The 22,087-nt window shown below is 34.3% G+C and carries 18 protein-coding genes; 10 read left to right on the top strand and 8 right to left on the bottom strand.

From position 1 onward, the window contains the following. The first annotated feature begins 1 nt into the window (after position 1). From MTX13_RS10655 to MTX13_RS10645, 3 genes are all read left to right on the top strand, one after another. Complete coding sequence (locus tag MTX13_RS10655) at positions 2-2,242, top strand: TonB-dependent receptor (protein WP_250434781.1); 2,241 nt, start codon at positions 2-4, stop codon at positions 2,240-2,242. 19 nt (positions 2,243-2,261) lie between these two features. After that, a complete protein-coding gene (locus MTX13_RS10650; RefSeq protein WP_250434779.1) occupies positions 2,262-2,615 on the top strand; it encodes a heavy-metal-associated domain-containing protein in 354 nt (117 codons plus the stop codon). A gap of 67 nt (positions 2,616-2,682) precedes the next feature. Then, complete coding sequence (locus MTX13_RS10645) at positions 2,683-3,288, top strand: hypothetical protein (protein ID WP_250434777.1); 606 nt, start codon at positions 2,683-2,685, stop codon at positions 3,286-3,288. 96 nt (positions 3,289-3,384) lie between these two features. Here MTX13_RS10645 and MTX13_RS10640 read toward each other — a convergent pair whose 3' ends face one another. From MTX13_RS10640 to miaB, 8 genes are all read right to left on the bottom strand, one after another. Then, entirely contained in the window at positions 3,385-5,733 is a 2,349-nt protein-coding gene (locus MTX13_RS10640; RefSeq protein WP_250434775.1) for a hypothetical protein, read from the bottom strand. A gap of 95 nt (positions 5,734-5,828) precedes the next feature. Continuing rightward, entirely contained in the window at positions 5,829-7,460 is a 1,632-nt protein-coding gene (gene groL / locus MTX13_RS10635; protein WP_250434774.1) for a chaperonin GroEL, read from the bottom strand. A 23-nt stretch (positions 7,461-7,483) separates the two neighbouring features. Further along, positions 7,484-7,759, bottom strand: coding sequence for a co-chaperone GroES (gene groES, locus MTX13_RS10630; protein ID WP_250434772.1), 276 nt, complete (start codon positions 7,757-7,759; stop codon positions 7,484-7,486). A 157-nt stretch (positions 7,760-7,916) separates the two neighbouring features. Next, positions 7,917-8,270: a preprotein translocase subunit SecG gene (gene secG, locus MTX13_RS10625; protein WP_250434771.1), complete on the bottom strand. Its 354-nt coding sequence runs from the start codon at positions 8,268-8,270 to the stop codon at positions 7,917-7,919. After that, complete coding sequence (locus MTX13_RS10620; RefSeq protein ID WP_250434767.1) at positions 8,270-9,226, bottom strand: hypothetical protein; 957 nt, start codon at positions 9,224-9,226, stop codon at positions 8,270-8,272. Before MTX13_RS10620 ends, secG begins: the two co-directional genes overlap by 1 nt. A gap of 4 nt (positions 9,227-9,230) precedes the next feature. Then, positions 9,231-9,740, bottom strand: a complete 510-nt coding sequence (locus tag MTX13_RS10615) for an LptE family protein (protein ID WP_250434765.1) — start codon at positions 9,738-9,740, stop codon at positions 9,231-9,233. A 7-nt stretch (positions 9,741-9,747) separates the two neighbouring features. Continuing rightward, positions 9,748-11,016, bottom strand: a complete 1,269-nt coding sequence (locus tag MTX13_RS10610) for a sigma-54 interaction domain-containing protein (protein WP_250434763.1) — start codon at positions 11,014-11,016, stop codon at positions 9,748-9,750. 3 nt (positions 11,017-11,019) lie between these two features. Then, positions 11,020-12,465, bottom strand: a complete 1,446-nt coding sequence (miaB, locus tag MTX13_RS10605; RefSeq protein WP_250434761.1) for a tRNA (N6-isopentenyl adenosine(37)-C2)-methylthiotransferase MiaB — start codon at positions 12,463-12,465, stop codon at positions 11,020-11,022. A 195-nt stretch (positions 12,466-12,660) separates the two neighbouring features. Here miaB and MTX13_RS10600 point away from each other — a divergent pair, with 195 nt between their 5' ends. The 7 genes from MTX13_RS10600 (at position 12,661) to porN (ending at position 22,053) form a co-directional block, all read left to right on the top strand. After that, entirely contained in the window at positions 12,661-13,434 is a 774-nt protein-coding gene (locus tag MTX13_RS10600; RefSeq protein WP_250434759.1) for a hypothetical protein, read from the top strand. Positions 13,435-13,592: 158 nt separating this feature from the next. Then, a complete protein-coding gene (topA, locus tag MTX13_RS10595) occupies positions 13,593-16,079 on the top strand; it encodes a type I DNA topoisomerase (RefSeq protein ID WP_250434757.1) in 2,487 nt (828 codons plus the stop codon). 9 nt (positions 16,080-16,088) lie between these two features. Then, positions 16,089-17,255 carry a formimidoylglutamase gene (locus MTX13_RS10590; protein ID WP_250434755.1) on the top strand — a complete coding sequence of 389 codons (1,167 nt, stop codon included), beginning with the start codon at positions 16,089-16,091 and terminating at the stop codon, positions 17,253-17,255. 164 nt (positions 17,256-17,419) lie between these two features. Beyond that, complete coding sequence (gene porK, locus MTX13_RS10585; protein WP_250435713.1) at positions 17,420-18,790, top strand: T9SS ring complex lipoprotein PorK/GldK; 1,371 nt, start codon at positions 17,420-17,422, stop codon at positions 18,788-18,790. Between the two features lie 63 nt (positions 18,791-18,853). Then, the gene (gene porL / locus MTX13_RS10580) at positions 18,854-19,501 is read left to right on the top strand and encodes a type IX secretion system motor protein PorL/GldL (RefSeq protein WP_250434754.1); all 648 of its coding nucleotides are present in this window, start codon (positions 18,854-18,856) and stop codon (positions 19,499-19,501) included. Positions 19,502-19,553: 52 nt separating this feature from the next. After that, positions 19,554-21,104, top strand: a complete 1,551-nt coding sequence (gene porM / locus MTX13_RS10575; protein ID WP_250434752.1) for a type IX secretion system motor protein PorM/GldM — start codon at positions 19,554-19,556, stop codon at positions 21,102-21,104. A gap of 49 nt (positions 21,105-21,153) precedes the next feature. Then, positions 21,154-22,053 carry a type IX secretion system ring subunit PorN/GldN gene (porN, locus tag MTX13_RS10570; protein WP_250434750.1) on the top strand — a complete coding sequence of 300 codons (900 nt, stop codon included), beginning with the start codon at positions 21,154-21,156 and terminating at the stop codon, positions 22,051-22,053. Positions 22,054-22,087 lie beyond the last annotated feature (34 nt).

The raw sequence follows: 22,087 nt of genomic DNA, 5'->3' as shown, positions 1-22,087 counted from the left end.
CATGAAAAAGATATTTTTTTTAGTCATGTTATTACCTTTTATAACCTTTGCGCAAGATGAATTGCAAGGAACCATTTTTGAAAAAAACGATTCAAATCAAACAATTCCATTGCCTGGTGCAAATGTATATTGGCTGAATTCAGATAAAGGCGATGTTACCGATTTTAACGGAAAATTCTCTGTTCCATATAGTTCGCAATATAAAAAGCTGATAATTAGCTATGTTGGTTATAAGACAGATACCTTAACTATAAGTTCAGCCAAAACAGTAGAACACACTTTGGAGCCTGCAAGCAATTTGGATGAAGTGGTTGTGACTACTAGAAAACAAGCAACAGCAAAATCGTATTTACAAGCACAAAATGTTATAATGGTTAGTAGTGACGAATTGTTAAAAGCCGCTTGTTGTAACCTATCGGAAAGCTTCGAAACCAACCCTTCAATAGATGTGAATTTTGCCGATGCCTTAACTGGAACACGACAAATTAAAATGCTAGGTTTAACAAGTCCGTATATCTTAATTACAACCGAGAACATTCCATCTATTAGGGGAGCATCACAAGCTTTTGGATTAAGTTTTATACCAGGAACTTGGGTAGAGAGTATTCAAATCACTAAAGGTTCCGGTAGTGTTGTAAATGGTTTTGAAAGCATTGCTGGACAAATTAATGCCGAGTTGGTAAAGCCTTTATCTGATGATAAATTATTTGTAAATCTTTATGGAGCGAGTAATCAACGGTTGGAATTAAATACGCATTTTAACACTAAAGTGAGTGATACGTGGAGCACAGGATTGTATTTACACGGTAATAGACATAAAAAACGACATGATGTAAATAACGATGGGTTTATGGATATGCCACTATACGACCAAATAAATGTAATGAACCGTTGGCAATATACCAATCCAGAAAAAGGATTGGTTAGCTTTATTAATTTAAAGTATGTGTCTGATAATAAACTGGCTGGACAAGTAGATTTTCGACCTGAAACCGATAAGTTTACAACTAATGCATGGGGAAGTGAGATTAATACTGAACGTTATGAATTGTCTGCAAAATTTGGCTATGTAAATCCTGAAATACCCTATCAAAGTTTAGGTGTTCAAACTGCTTTTAGTGGTCATAAGCAAGATTCCTATTTCGGATTTAATATTTATGATATACAGCATAATAGCTTGTATGCCAATGTAGTTTATAACTCTATAATTAGCGATTCACGCCATAAAATAAAAACAGGGATAAGTTATACTTATGATCATTATGATGAATTGGTTTATGCTACAGATTATGAACGCACAGAGACTTCTATAGGTGGATTTTTTGAATACAACTATGATAATTTAGACAAGTTGAATTTAATAGCAGGTGTTAGGGTAGACCAACACAATTTACTCGGTTTCTTTATAACCCCTAGATTACATTTAAGATATACACCTTGGGAAAAATCGGCTTTTAGAGCTTCAATTGGTCGAGGTAAACGCAGTGCTAACATATTTGCCGAGAACCAAAAACTATTTTCAACTTCTAGACAGATAAATATTTTAAGTTCAGGAGGAGATATTTATGGTTTAGATCCTGAAATTGCTTGGAACTATGGCGTTTCGTTTTTACAAGGCTTTAACTTGTTTAATCGAAAGGGTGATGTAACATTCGACTTTTATAGAACTAATTTCAAGAATCAAGTTGTGGTTGATTATGAAAATCCCTTAGAAGTAAACTTTTATAATTTACAAGGAAAAAGTTTTGCAAATAGTTTTCAAACCGAAGTTAACTATAATGCATTTGAGCGATTTGATCTGCGATTGGCATATAAATACTATAATGTACAAACAGAATATCAGTCGGGTCAGTTGGAAAACCCGTTAACACCAAAGCATCGTTTTTTTGCAAATGCTTCATATAAAACAAATGTAAAAGAAGGTTCTGCTAGTCAATGGAAGTTTGATGCAACATTTAATTGGTTAAGTAAGCAACGATTTTCATCAACAGCAAGTAATCCTTTGGAATTTCAGTTACCAGAATATTCGCCAACGGTTGCCACTCTAAATGCTCAAGTTACCAAAGTATTTTCTTCAAAATTTGAAGTATATTTAGGAGGTGAAAATATTACCAATGTAAGACAAAGTAATCCAGTAATGTCCGCAGAAAATCCTTTTGGATCAAATTTTGATACAACCTTTGTATATGGTCCAGTTTTTGGAAGTATGTATTACGCAGGATTGCGATTTAAAATAAATTAAAAACTTAAAAAATAAAAAGATGAAAAAATTAATAGTAGTAGTGTTTATGTTTTTTGGTGCATTAAGTTTCGCCCAAAACAAGAATGCAAAAGCCAGTATGGAAGTAGATGGTGTTTGTAATATGTGTAAAGAAAGAATTGAAAAGGCATGTATTAAAACAAAAGGAGTAAAATCTGCCGTGTGGAATGTTGAAACCCACGAATTAAAATTAATTTATGATGAGCGCAAAACAAACCTACAAACGATAACAGAAAATATTGTAGCTGTTGGTCATGACACTAAAGAGTTAAAAGCAACAGATGAAGCCTATAATTCTGTTCATGATTGCTGTAGGTATAGAGATGAAGAGGTTAAAGAAGATCATAAAAATTAATTGGAAATAATACTTGTAAAAGTTTTAATTGGTTTATTTTCGTTTCACTAACCCGTAAACCTCTATTATGAAAAATTTAATTTGCCTCGCATGTTTTCTAATAACTTTATCAAGTTTTAGTCAAAAAGATTTTATCCTAACAATAGGCGATGAGTCGCATGAAATTGCTCTAGATGAAAACAATGAATTTAAAGTTAATGGTAAGACAATAACGATATCTGTTAGAGAGAAAGACACACTGGTTTATGAAGATTCATTCTATAACTTTAAGTATATTAAAGATTATAGTATTTCAAAGACTGTTCTAGAAGAAGGAATAGAGCAGATTATGATTATGACAGCTTCAGGTTCAGGTGTTTTAATTCAAAAATATGAAGCATTCGATCCTACCATGCTGCAAGAAATGATGCTTAATGAGGTTACAAAAGAAAGTATTAGTTATGGTTACACCATGAAGCGTCAAGATTACGAACGAACTTTGGTTTCTGGGCATAAATTAGAGGTTTTAAAATCTGTTTTGGAATATAAAGGTGAGATTGAAACCTATGAAATTACAGCCCTTGGAGGCAAGGATGAGGGCATATTAATTATGACTATGAATATGAATGACGAAATAGACCCTGAAGGTGTTGAAATGATTAACTTAATGTGGAATTCTTTGCATATAAAGTAGCAACAGCTCTCTAATTAAAAACAAAAACGCGGTTCTAAACCGTGTTTTTGTTTTTAATGCCTGTGGGTAATCAATCTATTATTAACAACAGTAGGATTATTTTAGATCAATTGTCTCTACTTTAGAAAATAAACTACCATCACTGCCCATGCCATTTATATACAAATTAATTTTTCCATAAAAATAGTTAGGAATCTTAAAACTAAAAATACCATTAGGGTTTGTGGTTACATTTGGAATCCAATGCAAAACTCCATATTCAGCAAAAGTATCTCGTTTTGTTTTATTGTAAAAAGGAGTGTAATATGTTTCAGGTCTAGAAAATCCAAATTCAATCATAGAGTTTTTTATTTCAATCATCGCTTTTTTCTGATAATCTTGATAATCAAAATTAGGAGCTGCAACAGCGTTGTAAACGGTAGAATATGTTTGACTGGCTAGATTACTGCCAATCATAGGATTGTGTTGAGTAAAAATTTGATTGAAATCTCCAGGGGCAGCATCTCGCGTTCCAAAATAGCCACCTTGACCATAAATATTGTTGGAGTATCTACCACCACCAGCATATCTGCCGTACTGCCCTTCAAAAATCCGAATATCATAATTCCTATTGCTTCTAGCGTAAATATTACGATAATCAGAGTTTCCAAATCGTAAAGTCGACCCATATCTATTGGTGTATTTTGACCTGTATCTTGTAGTGTCTCGCGCGTGTTTTAAATCAACAGTGTCGAGTATAGTTACATTGTCATAAATAAACTCATCCATTTTAATTTGAAGATTTAATTCTTCATCTTGCTTTATGTTAGCTTCCGTTTTAATGGATTCATTGATTAAATTTGGGAAAGCATTAAAATAAACTTTTGGAGTGGTTACCTTACCATTTTTATCCTTTAGGCTAAAAAATACTCTGGAGTTATCTGATAAATATAATTTTTCAAAGCTAAACTTATTACCTGGTTTTATATCAGAACTTAAGAAAATTTCATTAAGTCCCGAAACAAGCATAATTTCACCCTGCGATAAATCATTTTTATCTGAAATGGTACCATTAATGGTTATACCAAACTCAAAGGGGTAATAAGGTTTTGGAGGGGAATTAAAAATATTACTCCACGAGTACTTGCTCCATCCTTGAGTAATTAAAAGAACATCTAGATCATAAGCGGCCTTTGGACTTTTATTATTAAAATAGTAATTAGGATTTTCAATATATCCTTTAACATAAGGGTTTAAAAGAAGTTTTGAAAGTATTGTTTTATCTGGATTATAAGATTTTGTGATAGCGGGCAAAACTGATACGCTCATATTTTTGGAAATGGAATCCTTTTTGCCGTTAAATCCAAACCTAACGGTAGTTGAGTCTTCCTCTTTGGTAAAATCTAAAAACAAAATGTTTTTTGTTGATTTGTCAGAATAGTTAAAGGTCAAACGTTCTGATATTGGTTGATTACTATCGTTAAATAAAGTAATAATATTGATGCCAGAATATAAATTGACTTTAGGGATTTTAAGTAAGTAGGTGTACTTGTTTGGTTCAAACTTCACATCTATTTTGAAAGCTAAACCATCTCTATGAACGAGTATGAAATATGGTTTATCTATTAATTTTGGCAAGGATGCTTTATTGGTTTTAATAGCAACTGCGATGTCGCTTTTTTCAATATTATTAAATACATTCATAGCGACACCAAATGGTTTTGCCATTGATAAGGGCTTTCGGACTGTTTTTCCATCTTTTAATATAGCCACTGCTGTATAATGCTCTTTGTCGTCTATCAGTAGGCTGAATTGTCCCATGCCAAAATCGTTACTCTTAAAAGTAGTTATTTTGTTATTTTGACTATCAATCACATAACCCGAATCTATTTTTACACTTTCACCTTTCTTGTCAATAATTTTAAATCCAAAATTATTAATTACATGGTTTAGGGCATGCCCTCCTTCAGGTAAAACCTGAAAATCGAATTCTTTTTCTAAAGTATTGCTTGTGATGTTTTCTTCAGAATTGGAGCCAATTATTTGGAATTCATCAAGACTATAATGGTCTTCTTTAAAATTACGCATCCAGTTGGTAGATACTTTTAAATAGTAAGTTCCTGGTGGATAATCAGATTTTAAATTAAAATTACCAGCGGTCGTGCCGTTTTTTGCAAAGAGTAACTTTTTCTCAACTAAATTACCTTTGGAATCAAAAATACTAGCATAGATATTAGTAGTTCTGCGATATGGTTTTTGAGTCTTGGTATAATATATATAAGTTTTAAACCATAAATTTTCTGCTGTAAAAAATTTAGTTTTATTGAGTTGGGTGTAAATCGTTTCATGATTTAAACTAAAGTAATCAATGTATTGTTGCTCAATACTTTTTATAGAGTCATTTTGGGCATTTGTAAAGCTAAAAGTAAGTGCTAAAATAAATAGGCAAAAGTGGTTAATCTTCATTTGTTTGTGACTTATGGAGGAATAAATATAGAATAAAAAACGCTCCAAAGATTATTCTTGGAGCGTTTTTAAATTATTTTTATTTAATGTGATTTTTACATCATGCCAGGCATTCCTCCGCCACCCATAGGAGGCATTGCAGGAGCATCTTCTTTAATATCGATTAAAGCGCATTCTGTTGTTAATATCATACCTGCCACCGAAGCTGCATTTTCCAATGCAATTCGGGTTACCTTTTTAGGGTCAATAATTCCGGCCTTAAGCATATCCACATAGGTTTCAGATTTGGCATCGAAACCAAAATCTTTTTTGCCTTCCATAACTTTGGAAATTACAACACTACCTTCGCCACCAGCATTAGAAACAATTGTTCTTAATGGAGCCTCAATGGCGCGTGCTACAATTTGAATACCTGTTACTTCGTCTAAATTTTCTGTGGTAATTTTTTCAAGAACTTTTTTAGCTCTTACCAATGCCACACCACCACCAGCAACAATACCTTCTTCTACAGCTGCTCTTGTAGCATGTAAAGCATCATCTACTCGGTCTTTCTTTTCCTTCATTTCTACTTCACTTGCAGCACCTACATAAAGAACAGCTACACCACCTGCTAATTTAGCTAGTCGCTCTTGTAGTTTTTCTTTGTCATAATCTGAAGTGGTTGTTTCAATTTGAGCTTTAATTTGATTTACTCTAGCTTTAATGTCAGCAGCTTTTCCAGAACCATTAACAATCGTTGTGTTGTCTTTGTCAATAGTTACCGTTTCAGCAGTTCCTAACATACTTAAGTCAGCATTTTCTAGAGAGAAACCTCGTTCTTCAGAGATAACAACACCACCTGTTAAGATAGCAATGTCTTCTAGCATAGCTTTACGTCTGTCACCAAACCCTGGTGCTTTTACTGCAGCTATTTTTAATCCGCCACGTAATTTGTTTACTACCAAAGTAGCCAATGCTTGTCCCTCTACATCTTCAGCGATAATTAATAAAGGACGACCAGATTGAGCAACTGGCTCTAATATTGGAAGGATTTCTTGTAAGTTAGATATTTTTTTGTCGAATAATAAAATGTATGGATTTTCTAAATCGGCAATCATTTTATCAGCATCTGTAACAAAGTATGGTGATAAATACCCTCTGTCAAATTGCATACCTTCTACAACATCAACATAAGTATCAGTTCCTTTTGCTTCTTCAACAGTTATAACACCTTCTTTACCAACTTTGCCAAAAGCTTTAGCGATTAAATCACCAATTGTATCATCGTTGTTGGCTGAAATAGATGCAACTTGCTTAATTTTTTCAGATGAATTACCAACTTGTTTTGATTGTTTTTCAAGGTCTTTGGTAATAGCTTCAACGGCTTTGTCAATACCACGCTTTAGATCCATTGGATTTGCTCCAGCAGCAACGTTACGTAAACCTTCTTTTACGATGGCTTGGGCAAGAACAGTAGCTGTAGTGGTACCGTCACCAGCTAAATCGTTGGTTTTAGAAGCCACTTCTTTTACCATTTGTGCACCCATGTTTTCAAGCTCGTCTTCTAACTCTACTTCTTTAGCTACAGTAACGCCATCTTTGGTTACCTGAGGAGCACCAAAGCTTTTGCTAATAATCACGTTTCTGCCTTTTGGGCCTAATGTTACTTTTACGGCATCTGCCAATGCGTCTACACCACGTTTTAATCCGTCGCGTGCGTCAATATCAAATTTTATGTCTTTTGCCATTTTTTTAGTTTTTTAAATGATGATTAAACAATTGCAAGAATGTCACTCTCTCGCATAATTAAATAGTCTTTGCCTTCTAGCTTTAACTCGGTTCCAGCGTATTTTCCGTAAAGAACTTTGTCACCAACTTTCACGGTCATTGGTTCGTCTTTTGTTCCTTTACCAACAGCCATTACGTTTCCTTGTTGCGGTTTTTCTTTGGCGTTGTCAGGAATTATAATACCAGATGCTGTTTTAGTTTCAGCTTCAACAGGCTCTATAAGAACTCTATCTGCTAATGGTTTAATGTTTAATGCCATTTTTATATTGTTTTTGATTAATTAAACTTGTTTTAACGAATAAGGAATTAGCCAAAAATGTGCCAATAGACTTATACTGACAAATTTTCACCACTGGTTTTATGGCATAAAAAAAGCCAACTCGTGAGTTGGCTTTAAAAATGTTTTTTAATTGGGATTACTTTGCAGAATCATTTGCTACACCACCATTATCAGTTTGGGCAGGTGTAGTAGTAGGAACTGCAGGTTGTTCAGTATTAACTTCATCAATAGCTTTAGATTCAGCATTGCCAGAACCTCTGTTGATAGCAACGTTAGAAAGTAAAATTAAGACTAGCATAAGCGTTGCTAATGTCCAAGTACTTTTGTCTAAAAAGTCTGTAGTCTTTTTTACACCACCTAACTGTTGAGTGCCACCACCTCCAAATGAAGACGATAATCCACCACCTTTTGGGTTTTGTACCATGATTACTACAACTAATAAAAATGCTACAACAACTATTAAGGCTAAAAATATTGTAAACGTACTCATTATTCTATATTATTTTGTTCTTGTAATTGTTCTACTGCTTTAATTTGGTCTGCAAAGAAACCACTTTTTTCTGGATATTTCAAACTTAAAATTTTATAAGATTGAATAGCTTTTTTATAGTTCTTTTGCTCCACATAAATTCGTGCCAAAGTTTCAGTCATTAAAGCTTCTGGCTGTATCATTTGTTCCTCGGCCAGATTGATGTTTTTTGTTGTAGCTTTGGTAGGTTTTAGTTTTGGCGTTTTCTTTAAAAAACTATCAATTAATTCAAATTTTTTATCACGCGAATCGGAAGCTGGGTTCTCTTCAGTAATGTCAACTTGAGCCTTTTCTTCGGATTCCTTTTTTGTTTCCCTGTTAATAGGTTTAAAGCTGGTAAGCTTTAACCACTCATTAAAAGAATGTTTTTCGTCGTGGCTAAATTGTAAAGGAGCGCCCAAGTTTAAAACTACTTCTGGAGCGTTTGGTTCAATTTGTTCTGGCTCTGTGGATTCCTCAATTTTAGCTTCGGTGTCCAATTTGAAATTGGCAATTTTTCTACGGTCTACTTTAGGCTGAAATAATTCAGGGTCGAGAACATTTTGGGTGTCTTTTATCTGCTCTTTAAGGGCATCGTCAATTTGAACACTTTTATTAACTGAAATATCTTCAATGGTTACATCCAAATCACGAACATTTTCGGTGTTCTGTTTAATGAATTGGGAAATTTCGTTTTGAATGAATTCTTCTGAAGTTATAAAATCGAATAAAATACTACGGTCTGTGGTATGGGCAGCAGTTGTTTTTAACTCTTGGTTATATTTAACACTCTGCTTGTTTTTTAAGGCTTTTAAATAAATTGCTCGAGCTGACTGAAAATAAGGAAACTGACTAATAATATCTGAAAGCTCATCTGTATATTCAGATGTTATTTTTTGAGGGTTTTGAATTATTTCAGAAAACAGAGTGGCAGTCATTTTTTTACCATTTAGCTAATGAAGCATTAAAGATGTCTTGCGTTAGGCGCTCAAAAATTTCTTCGTAAGCGGCTGCTCTAATGGCTCCTGTTAATTGTGCGCTTGCTGGATAATCGTAAAAAAATGAAAACCGACTTTCAAAATTGTCTTCTTCATTTTTCATATTGAAAAATCTAACATTAACAGTCATGGTCAATCGGTTTTGGGCAGCTGTAATTTCGGCAGTTGCAGTGGTGGGAGAGATGCGGTATTCGGTAATTTCGCCTTCGTAAATTAAATGGCCATTACTTTTTACTAAATCTAAATTGGTTTGATTTAAAAGTAAGTCGATTAATGAATTTGTAAAATCACGATCTAATCCAGGTTCTACCAACAGCGCATTGTTCTGGAAGAAATTAACTTGAAACGATTTTACATCTGATGATATTGAGGCTCCAGTAAATGAATATCCTCCCGCACAACCATTAAGGGAAACAGCTACAACTATTAGTACGATATATTTCAAAAACTTCATAGGTTTTTTATAAGTCAAATTGTTTAATTTTTCTATATAAGGTGCGTTCGCTGATACCCAACTCTTGAGCTGCCAATTTACGCTTGCCATTATGCCTTTCAAGCGATTTTTTTATAAGCTCCAATTCCTTATCGTGTAAAGATAGGGTTTCTTCTTCTTCAATCTCTTCGGCAAAGTGATATTTATCTTGCGTGTCTTCTGGTGTGCTTGAATGTTGAATTTCTGATGATTTTTCAGGAATGGAAAGTACTTCCAATTCTTCAACGTCATCTTCAGTTACACTATTGTCATCACCATATATTTTTTGAATAAGACCTTCGTTTTGTTTCTGAACTTCGGAAGCATTTCCGCTTTTCATGAGTTCCATAGTCAACTTTTTTAAATCGTTAAGGTCGCTTTTCATATCAAAAAGTACCTTGTACAGTATTTCACGTTCGTTACTAAAATCGCTTTCAGATTTAGAGTTGTTTATAACTGCTGGCAAATTACTTCCTGAATTGGGTAAATAGCTTTGAAGTGTTGACGCACTAATAATTCTATTTTGCTCTAAAACCGAAATCTGTTCGGCAACATTTCGCAACTGACGGATGTTGCCGCTCCAACGATACTTTAACAACAAATTCACGGCATCATCAGATAACTTGATAGTCGGCATTTTATATTTTAATGCAAAGTCACTTGCAAACTTTCTGAACAATAAATGAATATCATCTTTACGCTCACGAAGTGCAGGTAAGTGTATTTCTACAGTGCTCAACCTGTAATATAAATCCTCACGAAATTTTTCTTTCTTAATGGCTTCAAACATGTTGACGTTTGTTGCTGCCACAATACGTACATTGGTTTTTTGAACCTTACTGGAACCTACTTTTATAAACTCACCATTTTCAAGTACACGTAACAAACGAACTTGTGTCGTTAATGGTAATTCGCCTACTTCATCAAGAAAGATAGTACCGCCATCAGCCACCTCAAAATAACCCGATCGGGTTTGGGTAGCTCCAGTAAAAGCGCCTTTTTCATGTCCAAATAATTCACTGTCAATAGTCCCTTCTGGAATTGCACCACAGTTAACGGCAATATATTTACCATGTTTTCTGTGCGATAATTGATGTATTATTTTAGGGATGCTTTCTTTACCAACACCAGATTCTCCAGTGACTAGTACCGAAATATCAGTTGGAGCCACTTGAATGGCTTTTTCAATGGCACGATTTAAACTAGGGTCGTTACCAATAATACCAAATCGTTGTTTTATAGCTTGAACGGATTCCATAGTTTAATTATTTTCAGAAAGCCCAACAGCTTCACCAATAAGTGTAGCAGTGGTACAATCAGTAATTTTTACATTTACAAAATCACCTACGTTATAATTTTCCTTTGGAAAAACTACAACCGTGTTTTGTGTATTTCTACCTGACCAATGTGCATTAGAACGTTTAGATTCTTTTTCAATAAGAACTTCTTCTACTTTGCCTACATGCTGTTGCGTTCTAAAGTGTCCGTGTTTACGTTGCAAATCTATAATTTCCTGCAAGCGTCTTTTTTTAACGGGTTCAGGAATATCATCATCTAATTTACGTTCGGCTAATGTTCCTGGGCGTTCAGAATACGCAAACATAAATCCAAAATCATATTTTACATATTCCATAAGGCTTAAGGTGTCTTGATGATCTTCTTCGGTTTCTGTTGGAAAACCAGCAATCATATCTTGGCTTAAGGCAATATCTGGAATAATGGTTCTTATATCGTCAATAAGTTTAAAATATTCTTCACGTGTGTGCTGACGATTCATGGCTTTTAAAATCCGGTTACTACCGCTTTGAACAGGTAGGTGTATGTAATTACAAATATTTTGGTGTCTTGCCATGGTTTCAATTACATCCAATGTCATGTCCTGTGGGTTGGATGTTGAAAAACGAAAACGCATTTTTGGTTGCGCTTGTGCACACATATCCAATAGTTTGGCAAAGTTAACCGCAGTGGCTTTTTGAAGGTCACTAGCTTTTTCGAAATCTTTTTTCAGCCCACCACCATACCAGAGGTAGCTATCCACATTCTGACCTAAAAGTGTAACTTCCTTGTAACCGTTGTTCCATAAATCGTTTACTTCCTCTATAATACTTTGCGGATCGCGACTACGTTCGCGGCCACGAGTAAAGGGTACAACACAAAACGTACACATGTTATCACAACCACGTGTAATAGATACAAAAGCTGTTACACCATTGGTGTTTAAACGTACAGGAGATATGTCGCCATAAGTTTCTTCTTTTGAAAGGATAACATTAATGGCATCGCGACCATCTTCAACTTCCGACAATAAATTGGGTAAATCTTTGTAGGCGTCAGGTCCAACAACCAAATCAACTATTTTCTCTTCCTCTAAAAACTTGCTTTTTAGGCGCTCTGCCATACAGCCTAAAACACCAACTTTCATTTTAGGATTTATTTTTTTTACGGCATTGTATTTCTCTAAACGCTTTCGAACGGTTTGTTCGGCTTTGTCACGAATAGAGCAGGTATTTACTAATACCAAATCGGCATCTTCGAGATTTTGAGTCGTATTAAAACCTTCATTGGAAAGAATTGAAGCGACAATTTCGCTATCACTAAAATTCATTTGGCAGCCGTAACTTTCTATAAAAAGCTTTCGGTCATTATTCTTTTTTGCTTCTAAATTGAGGCTTTGGCCTTGTATAGATTCGTCTATAATCTTCTCCATAATCAATTTCCCGAATTAGGGAATCTTAAATTTCAAAATAATAAATGGTCAATATTCATGCCTGTTATTTCAAGCGCATGCAAAGTTACGATTATTTTCAACATAATGACAAAGTGTCATATAGTAAAAATATTTTTGTTTATACTGTTAATATGTATTTACTTTGAGTAATAACACTAACAAAAATCATATAAAATGACTTCACTAAATCGAATTTTAGAACGCATACAAACTGCTCCTAGTTTAGACTTTGGAAATATTTTTAGCGATTCTATTGATCTGTTTAAAAAAACTTGGATACAAGGGTTTTTATTGCAAATATTTTCAATGATAATTATGCTACCTCTTATACTTATTATTTATGTTCCGTTAATTGGTATTATGATAGCCCAGGCTGAAAGTGGAGAGTATAATCCTGATGCCTACAATGCAGTATTTGCTGGCTTTTCAGTTTTATTTATCATTTTAATAGTAGTAGGTGCTTTAGTATTAAGTGTTGTAACCATTGCATTGCAAGCTGGTTTTTTTAGAATTATGAAGCGATTGGACCATGATGAAGATGTTTTAACCTCTGACTTTTTTCATTTTATAAAAGGGAAGTATTTAGGTAAATTATTTGTATTGATGTTGGCTTCTGTTTTTATTTCAACTCTTGCTACATTATTGTGCTTCTTACCTTTAATTTATGTTATGGTGCCTATGTCTTTCTTTACAATGTTTTTTGCTTATAATCCAGATTTAACAGTTGGGGACATTGTAAAAGGAAGCTTTGCTTTAGGAAACAAAAAGTGGTGGTTGGTTTTTGGCTTGCTTATAGTTTCGTCATTATTAGCCCAAATAGTAGGCACATTACTTTGTGGTATAGGTGTATTTTTTACTGCTGCTTTTGTTTACCACCCAACATATTTAGTGTATAAAAATGTTGTGGGTTTTAAAGATGAGGAAACAGTAAATCATATAGTGGAATAATTTTCAGATAGAACTTTTTAGACTAAAACCTGTGTTTTTACAATTTAAAATTCACAGGTTTTTTTGTTTGGTAAAAGGTCAATTTAAAACGCTGAAAATTTTAAAATTAGGAACATACCGTTTTTTTCACATACATTTGTAGCCTTAAAAAATGATACATGGCAAAGAATTTAGTAATTGTTGAGTCGCCTGCCAAGGCCAAAACAATAGAAAAATTTTTAGGAAAGGATTTTAAAGTTGAATCCAGTTTTGGACATATAGCCGACTTGCCTTCTAAAGAATTGGGCGTAGATGTTGACGGCGATTTTAAACCAAAATACGAGGTTTCAAAAGACAAGAAAGCTGTTGTAAAAAAACTAAAAGATTTGGCGAAAAAAGCCGAAATGGTTTGGTTGGCCAGTGATGAGGATCGTGAGGGAGAGGCTATTGCTTGGCATTTAGCAGAATCGTTGGATTTAGATAAAAATAAGACCAAGCGTATTGTTTTTCATGAGATTACAAAATCGGCCATTCAAAAGGCGATTGAAAACCCAAGAGGAATTGATTATGATTTGGTGGATGCACAACAGGCACGTCGTGTATTAGATAGGATAGTAGGTTATGAATTATCTCCTGTTTTATGGCGAAAAGTTAAAGGAGGCCTTTCGGCTGGTCGTGTGCAATCGGTTTCCGTAAGACTAATAGTAGAACGCGAACGTGAAATTCAAGATTTTACTCCAGAAGCGTCGTATAGAATTGATGCCGAATTTTCAAATGAAGAAGGACAGTCATTTAAGGCTAAGTTGCCAAAAAACATAACGACAAAAGAAGAGGCTTATAAGTTTTTAGAGGCTAATGTTAATGCGACTTTTAAAGTAGACGACTTACAGAAAAAGCCTGCCAAAAAATCGCCAGCTGCACCATTTACTACGTCAACGCTACAACAGGAAGCAGCTAGGAAGTTAGGGTTTTCAGTAAGTAGAACCATGTCTAATGCGCAACGTTTGTACGAAGCTGGTTTAATAACTTATATGAGAACAGATAGTGTGAATCTGTCTGATGAGGCTAGAAAAGGTGCCGAAGAAGAAATAAAAAACACCTACGGTTCTGAATTTAGTAAGCCACGAAATTATAAAGGTAAAGCTAAAGGCGCTCAAGAAGCGCATGAGGCTATTAGACCCACAAATTTTTCGGCTCAATCGGTGAGTGCAGACAGAGACCAGGCCAGGTTATACGATTTAATTTGGAAACGAGCTATCGCATCTCAAATGAGTGACGCACAATTAGAGCGTACAAATGTTAAGATAGGAGCTTCGACACATAATGAAACCTTTACTGCAAATGGAGAGGTTATTAAGTTTGAAGGATTTTTAAAAGTATATCTTGAGGGTACAGATGACGAAGATACGGAACAGGATGGTATGCTGCCTGCTATGAAGGTTAATGAAACGCTTCTTAATACATATATTACAGCAACCGAGCGATATACGAGACCTCCAGCTAGATATACAGAGGCTTCGTTGGTTAAGAAGTTAGAAGAGCTGGGTATTGGTAGGCCATCAACTTATGCGCCAACTATTTCAACCATTCAAAATAGAAATTATGTTGAGAAGGGAACTGTTGAAGGTGTAGAAAGAAACTACTCGCAATTAACACTTAAAAAAGGAATTGTTAAGGATAAACAATTGACCGAAAGAGTTGGGTCTGACAAAGGGAAGTTAGTGCCAACTGATATCGGTATGATTGTTACAGATTTCTTGGTCAATCATTTTCAACAGATTTTAGATTATAACTTTACAGCAAAAGTTGAAGAAGATTTTGATGATATTGCTGAAGGCAAAGTAGATTGGTCTAAAATGATGAAAGACTTTTATAAAAATTTTCATCCAGTAGTTGAAGATGTTCAAGAAAATGCCGATAGGGAGTCTGGAGAGCGTGTTTTGGGCACAGATCCTAAAACAGGCCGTCAGGTTAGTGTGCGTTTAGGTAAGTTTGGGCCAATGGTTCAAATTGGAACAGCCGAAGAAGAAGAGAAACCATTGTTTGCAAGTTTGTCTCCAGATCAACAATTAAACACCATTACATACGAAGAGGCTATGGATTTGTTTAAGTTGCCTAAAGATTTAGGAACTTATGAAGGAGAAGAAGTGCAGGTCAATAACGGTAGATTTGGTCCGTATGTAAAATTTGGAAAACAATTTGTCTCATTACCGGCAGGTATGGATGCTTTGAGTGTTGAACTTGAGGATGCTATTCAATTAATTGAAGCCAAGAAAAAAGCCGATGCACCTATATATATGTATCAAGATTTACCTGTACAAAAAGGTAAAGGTCGTTTCGGTCCATTTATTAAGTGGAACAATATGTTTATTAATGTCAACAAAAAGTATGATTGGGATAACTTAAGTGAGGACGATATTGTAACATTAATAGAAGATAAGATTCAAAAAGAAAAAGACAAACTCATTCACAGTTGGGAAGATGAAGGCATTCGTGTAGAAAAGGCACGTTGGGGAAGGCATAATGTTATTAAGGGGAAAACAAAGGTTGAGTTGCCGAAAACTGTAGATGTGTCTGATATGACATTGGAAGAGGTAAAAGCCATAATTGAAAAAAACGCACCAAAAAAGAAAGCGACCAAGAAAAAAACAACCAAGAAAAAGTAATAATACCAAATGAATTTTAATTTTTTGTCACCTGTTCCAGACAGTGTACTTGCCCATAATGAATTATTGGCGCAACAAACAATGGGTAAAAAAATAAAAATTCATTCACAACAAAATGGCATTCCAGAAATAGACGATGTTAAGATTGCTGTTTTGGGTGTTCTTGAAAATAGGAACGATATTAATTATATAGGTGAGGAGTTTAATTTAAATGAAATTAGAAAATCCCTATATGCATTGTTTCCTGGAAACTGGCACACAGCAATAGCCGATTTAGGCGATATTAATAAAGGAGAATCGGTTGAAGACACGTATTTTGCTCTAAAGACAACCATTTCAATTTTAGTTCAAAAGAACATCATACCTATTATAATAGGTGGAAGTCAAGATTTAACTTATGCCAACTATCGTGCTTACGATACATTAATGCCCATGGTTAACATTGTTAATGTGGATTCTAGATTTGATTTGGGCGATTCATCAAAACCGATGAAGAATAATAGTTTTGTTGGGAAAGTTATTTTAGACCAACCCTACAATTTGTTTAATTATGCAACTATTGGGTATCAAACTTATTTTAATTCGCAAGAAGAAATAGACCTTATGGATAAGTTGTATTTTGAATCGTATAGGTTGGGCCAAGTATCTAACGATATTACTATAGTTGAACCCGTTTTAAGAGATGCCAATATTGTTAGTGTAGATTTAAATGCCTTAAAAGCTTCTGAAGTTAACTTAAGGCAGAAATTCTCACCAAATGGATTGGATGGAAAAGAAATTTGTGCCATTTCGCGTTATGCTGGTATAAGTAACAAGGTGTCGAGTTTTGGTATTTATGAATACAAACCATCAAATGACGATGAAATTACATCAGGTTTAATAGCCCAAATGATTTGGTATTTTATTGAAGGTGTTAATTACCGAGTTAAAGATGACGATTTTTTAAATGACAATAACTTTAAGAAATTTATCACTTTGGTAGATGACCAAGAATTAATCTTTTATAAAAGTGTAAAAACGGAAAGATGGTGGATTGAAATACCTTTTTTAGAGGAAATAAATAATAAATTAAAAAGACATACGTTATTACCTTGCACACATCAAGATTATCTTGATGCCTGTGCTAATAGTGTTCCGGAGCGCTGGTACAAGGCGTTTCAGAAGAATTGTGTGTAAATTTTTAGTGTATTAAGTGCTATTTTTCATCGGTAAAACGCACTTTTTTAACGATGAAATGTAATTTTTTTGATAAAAAAAGTTGTTTTTTACAAATTATATAAATATGTTTACGCTCTTAAATTTTTTTTAAGACAATTATTAACCTCGAGTTTTCTATGGATATGAAGAAATTATTTTTATTAACCGCAATTTTAGCTATACTTTCTAGCTGTGGATCTGGTGACAGAGGACAGCTTGTTGGAGCTAAAGGAAAGAAATGGCACCCTGAAAAACCATTCGGTATGGAATTGGTTCCAGGTGGCGCATTTATTATGGGTAAAGCAGACGATGATCTTGCTGGTATTCATGATGCACCTGCTAAAACTGTTACAGTAACATCTTTTTATATGGATGCGACTGAAATCACTAATGCTGAATACAGACAGTTTGTAGAGTGGGTACGCGATTCTACTATCAGAACCCGTTTGGCTATTTTGGCCGATGAGGTTGGTTTAACACAAACCGATGCTGGTACGATTGGAGATTATGCCTTTGTTGATGCTGATCCAGACAACATGTCTGTATATGAAAAATACATGTATGATAACTATGCAGGATTAGGGCCTACAGGTTATGAGGGAAGAAAGCTTAACAAAGATATCGATATTGAATTTGATACAGCTAATTATATAGACGAGTACTATGCTGAAGTTATGGATACCATGTACCTACCAATGGAAGAATCTTATAACGGTCAACGTACTTGGGATGTAACCAAATTCAAGTTCCAATATAAGTATATGGATATTGAAAAAGCAGCCAAAGCTAAAAATAAAGGGAAAAAGCGTTCTGAGTTTATCATTACTGAAGAAGTAGAAGTATATCCAGATACTACGGCTTGGATTCGCGATTTTGCTTACTCGTATAACGAGCCAATGCATAACGATTATTTCTGGCATGCTGCTTACGATGAGTATCCAGTGGTAGGTGTTTCTTGGAAACAAGCAAAAGCATTTTGTGAGTGGAGAACATTATATCATAATGAATATAGAAAAGAGAAAAAACAGCATTTTGTAAATAAATATAGATTACCATCTGAAGCAGAATGGGAATATGCTGCTCGTGGCGGACTGCAAGCTGCAACTTATCCTTGGGGTGGACCTTATACTAAAAACGATAGAGGTTGCTTTATGGCAAACTTTAAACCACTTCGTGGAGATTATGCAGCAGACCAAGCATTATACACAGTAGAGGCAAAATCATTCGAGCCAAACGATTATAATTTATATAATATGGCAGGTAATGTTTCAGAATGGGTGCATGCGTCTTACGATCCATCTTCTTATGAATTTGTTTCATCTGTAAATCCAAGTGTTAATGATGTAGACAACCAACGTAAAGTGGTTCGTGGCGGATCTTGGAAAGACGTTGCATACTATATGCAAGTAAGTTCTAGAGATTACGAGTATGCTGATTCAGCCAGAAGTTATATCGGCTTCAGAACTGTACAGCAATACATGGGAACTGATGTTGTATTAAACAAGAAAAACTAAACAATTAATCTAAATAACTATTAAACTACCTAAGTAATATTTACTTAACTAAAACCTAAAATTATGGCAGGACAATCAAGAGCATTTAAGAAATTCATGACTATGTCTTATGGATTTGGAGCATCAATTGTAATTATTGGAGCATTATTTAAAATTATTCACTTTGAAATAGGACCACTTACTGGTAACGTAATGTTAACATTAGGTCTGGTAACAGAAGCAATTGTATTTGCTATTTCAGCATTCGAACCAGTTGATGACGAACTAGATTGGTCATTAGTATATCCTGAATTAGCAGGCGGTAAGTCTATGGGTAAAAAGAAAGAAGAGCCTAAAGATGCAGAAGGTCTATTATCTAAAAAGTTAGACAACTTACTAAAAGAAGCTAAAATTGATGCTGAATTAATGTCTAGTTTAGGTGAGAGCATTAAAAACTTTGAAGGTGCTGCAAAAGGAATTAGCCCAACTGTAGACTCTATTGCTGCAACAAAAAAGTATGGCGAAGAAATGTCATTAGCTGCTGCACAAATGGAATCATTAAACAGTTTATATAAAGTTCAAATGGACGCTGCAAACAGACAAGCTGCTATCAATGAAGAAGCTGTTGAAAACGCAACGAAATTAAAAGAACAAATGCAATCATTAGCGTCTAACTTATCATCATTAAATGGTGTATATGGTGGTATGTTATCTGCAATGAACAAAAGCTAATTAGTTTAAAAGCTAAATTTTATTTAACAACAACTAAAAAAACTAATTAGAAATGGCAGGAGGAAAATTATCTGCAAGGCAGAAAATGATTAATTTGATGTATTTGGTATTCATTGCGATGCTTGCCTTAAATATGTCAAAAGAAGTGCTATCTGCATTTGGTTTAATGAATGAAAAATTAACCGAATCTAACGAGATAGCTGAAGAACGTAACGAAGCCTTTATGCAAGGTTTAGCTGAAAAAGTTTCAGAACAACCAGCTAAATACCAACCATTAAAGCAACAAGCTGATCAAATAAGTAAATTGGCTGACGATTTTAATGCGTATTTAACGGAATTAAAAGGGAAGATGACCGCAACTGTTGATGATCCTACTGATTATGAGATTATGGACAAAGGCGATTACCTAGATGAAAACTTTTTTAAAGGTGATAAGTTAAAGCCAGAAGGTCAAGAATTCCTTGATGAGATTGCTAAATTTAGAGAAGGTGTTGTTGCTGTACTTCAGCAAAACCCTGATTTAGCCGATATAGCTGACGACGTTGAAAAGAAATTTGCAACAGAGCCAGTTGTTAATAGAGATGGAAACAAAATAGACTGGTTAGATTACCACTATAAGGGTTTCCCATTAGTAGCGTCGTTAACAAAAATGACACAGTTGCAAGCAGATGTTAAGACTACAGAATCTGAAGTGTTATCATCTATGTTAGCCGGTAAATTAAAAGTTGAAGCATCTTTAACTAACTTTGATGCTATTGTAGTGCCAGATAAAACAGCGTTCTTTTCAGGCGAAGATTTTACAGGACGTATTATTTTAGGTAAAAACGATAAAACATTAAAAGCAGATAAAGTTGTTATTAATGGAACTGAATTACCTGATACATCTATGCAAGCTGGACAAACTTTATTGAAGTTCCCAGCAGGTGCTGTAGGAGAGCGTGAAATAGAAGGTGAATTCCAATTTAAAGAAGGTGATTCTATTATTACTATTCCAGTTAAGTCTACATATGCCGTAGTACCTAAACCAAATTCAGCTACAATTTCAGCTGATAAAATGAATGTGGTATATCGTGGTGTATCTAACCCAATGACAATTTCTTTTGCTGGTGTTTCAGATAATAATGTATCAGCAAGTGCGCCAGGTTTAAGTAAAGTATCTGGAGTTGGTAAATATGTTATGAACCCAGGAAAAGGTAGAGAAGTATCTATTAACGTTACGGGTACATTACCTGATGGAACTAAAGTTAGCGATAATGCTAAATTCAGAATTAAAGATATCCCTAAACCAACAGGTACCATTAGTGGTCAAGATGGTTTAGTTAAATTACCGCGTAATAGTGTGGAAATTGGAACAGTAGGAGCAAAATTAGATGATTTTGATTTTGACTTACCAATTCAAGTAACATCGTTTAAATTTAAAGTGCCAGGTCAGCCTTCAGTGAATGTAAATGGTACGAAATTAAACTCTCAAGCGAAAAATGCGTTGCGTAAAGCAAGACGTGGTGATAATGTTCAAATTTTTGACATTAAAGCTCAAATTAGAGGAAATTCTTCTTACAAGTTAAAAGGAGTTTCTGCTGTAATTGTTGAAATTACAAATTAATAAGGTTTTACCATCTGATGATAAGCCCTAATAACTAAAATTAAAACAGATGAAATTTAAAAGTTTTTTATTAACCGTTTTATGCATGTCATTTGCTGCTTCCTCTATGGCTCAAGCAAATCTGTTAAATGCTAAATCTCCAGAAGAAATTGGTGTTAAAACAGAAGCGCAAAAAGCTTTAGATGACGATAAACCATTAGAATATGGTTATGTAGATGATAGAGATATTATGTATTCTAAAATGACATGGGAAAAGGTAGTTCTTGACGAGCGTGTTAACTTTCCGTTGTACTACCCAATAGACACCAATAATATTGGTAAAAATAGAAGATCGTTATTTGATGTTTTATGGAAAAGCGTTAGAAACGGTGATTTAGAAAACATGTACGATGACTCTTATTTTACGGCAAAGCGTACAATGAATGATCTTAAAGCAAGTATGTCTAAAGTAGATACTTTGGATATTGGTTACGAACAATATAACGCTGATGGATATGTTGATCCAGAGTATGTTGTAAAGACTGATATTACATCGTACCACATTAGTGCCTATTTAATTAAAGGCTTATGGTATTTTGATAAACGTCAAGCTGAAATGAAGTTTCGTTTAATTGGAATAGCACCTGCTGCTCCAGACGTTAACTTTTTAGATTCAGATGACGAAGCAAATAAAGAACCAATTGCATTATTTTGGGTATTCTATCCAGATGTAAGAGATATTTTGCATGAGGCGAAAGCCTTTAATAATGAGAATAGCGCTATGCCATACTCATTTGATCATCTATTAAATTCAAGGCGTTTTAATGGTTACATTTACAAAGAAGAAAATGTATATGGCGACCGTAAGGTAACCGAGTATATTTCTGAAAATGCATTAATGCAGTTATTAGAATCAGATAGAATTAAGGAGAAGATTAGAAACTTCGAATTAGATATGTGGGCATACTAATTATGCACATCATACAATATTATAGAACGCTCAC

This window comes from Hanstruepera flava (assembly GCF_023634025.1).
GTDB lineage: Bacteria > Bacteroidota > Bacteroidia > Flavobacteriales > Flavobacteriaceae > Hanstruepera > Hanstruepera flava.
Note: the sequence above shows the minus strand (reverse complement) of the source record. Positions and strands in the feature narration are given on the sequence as shown.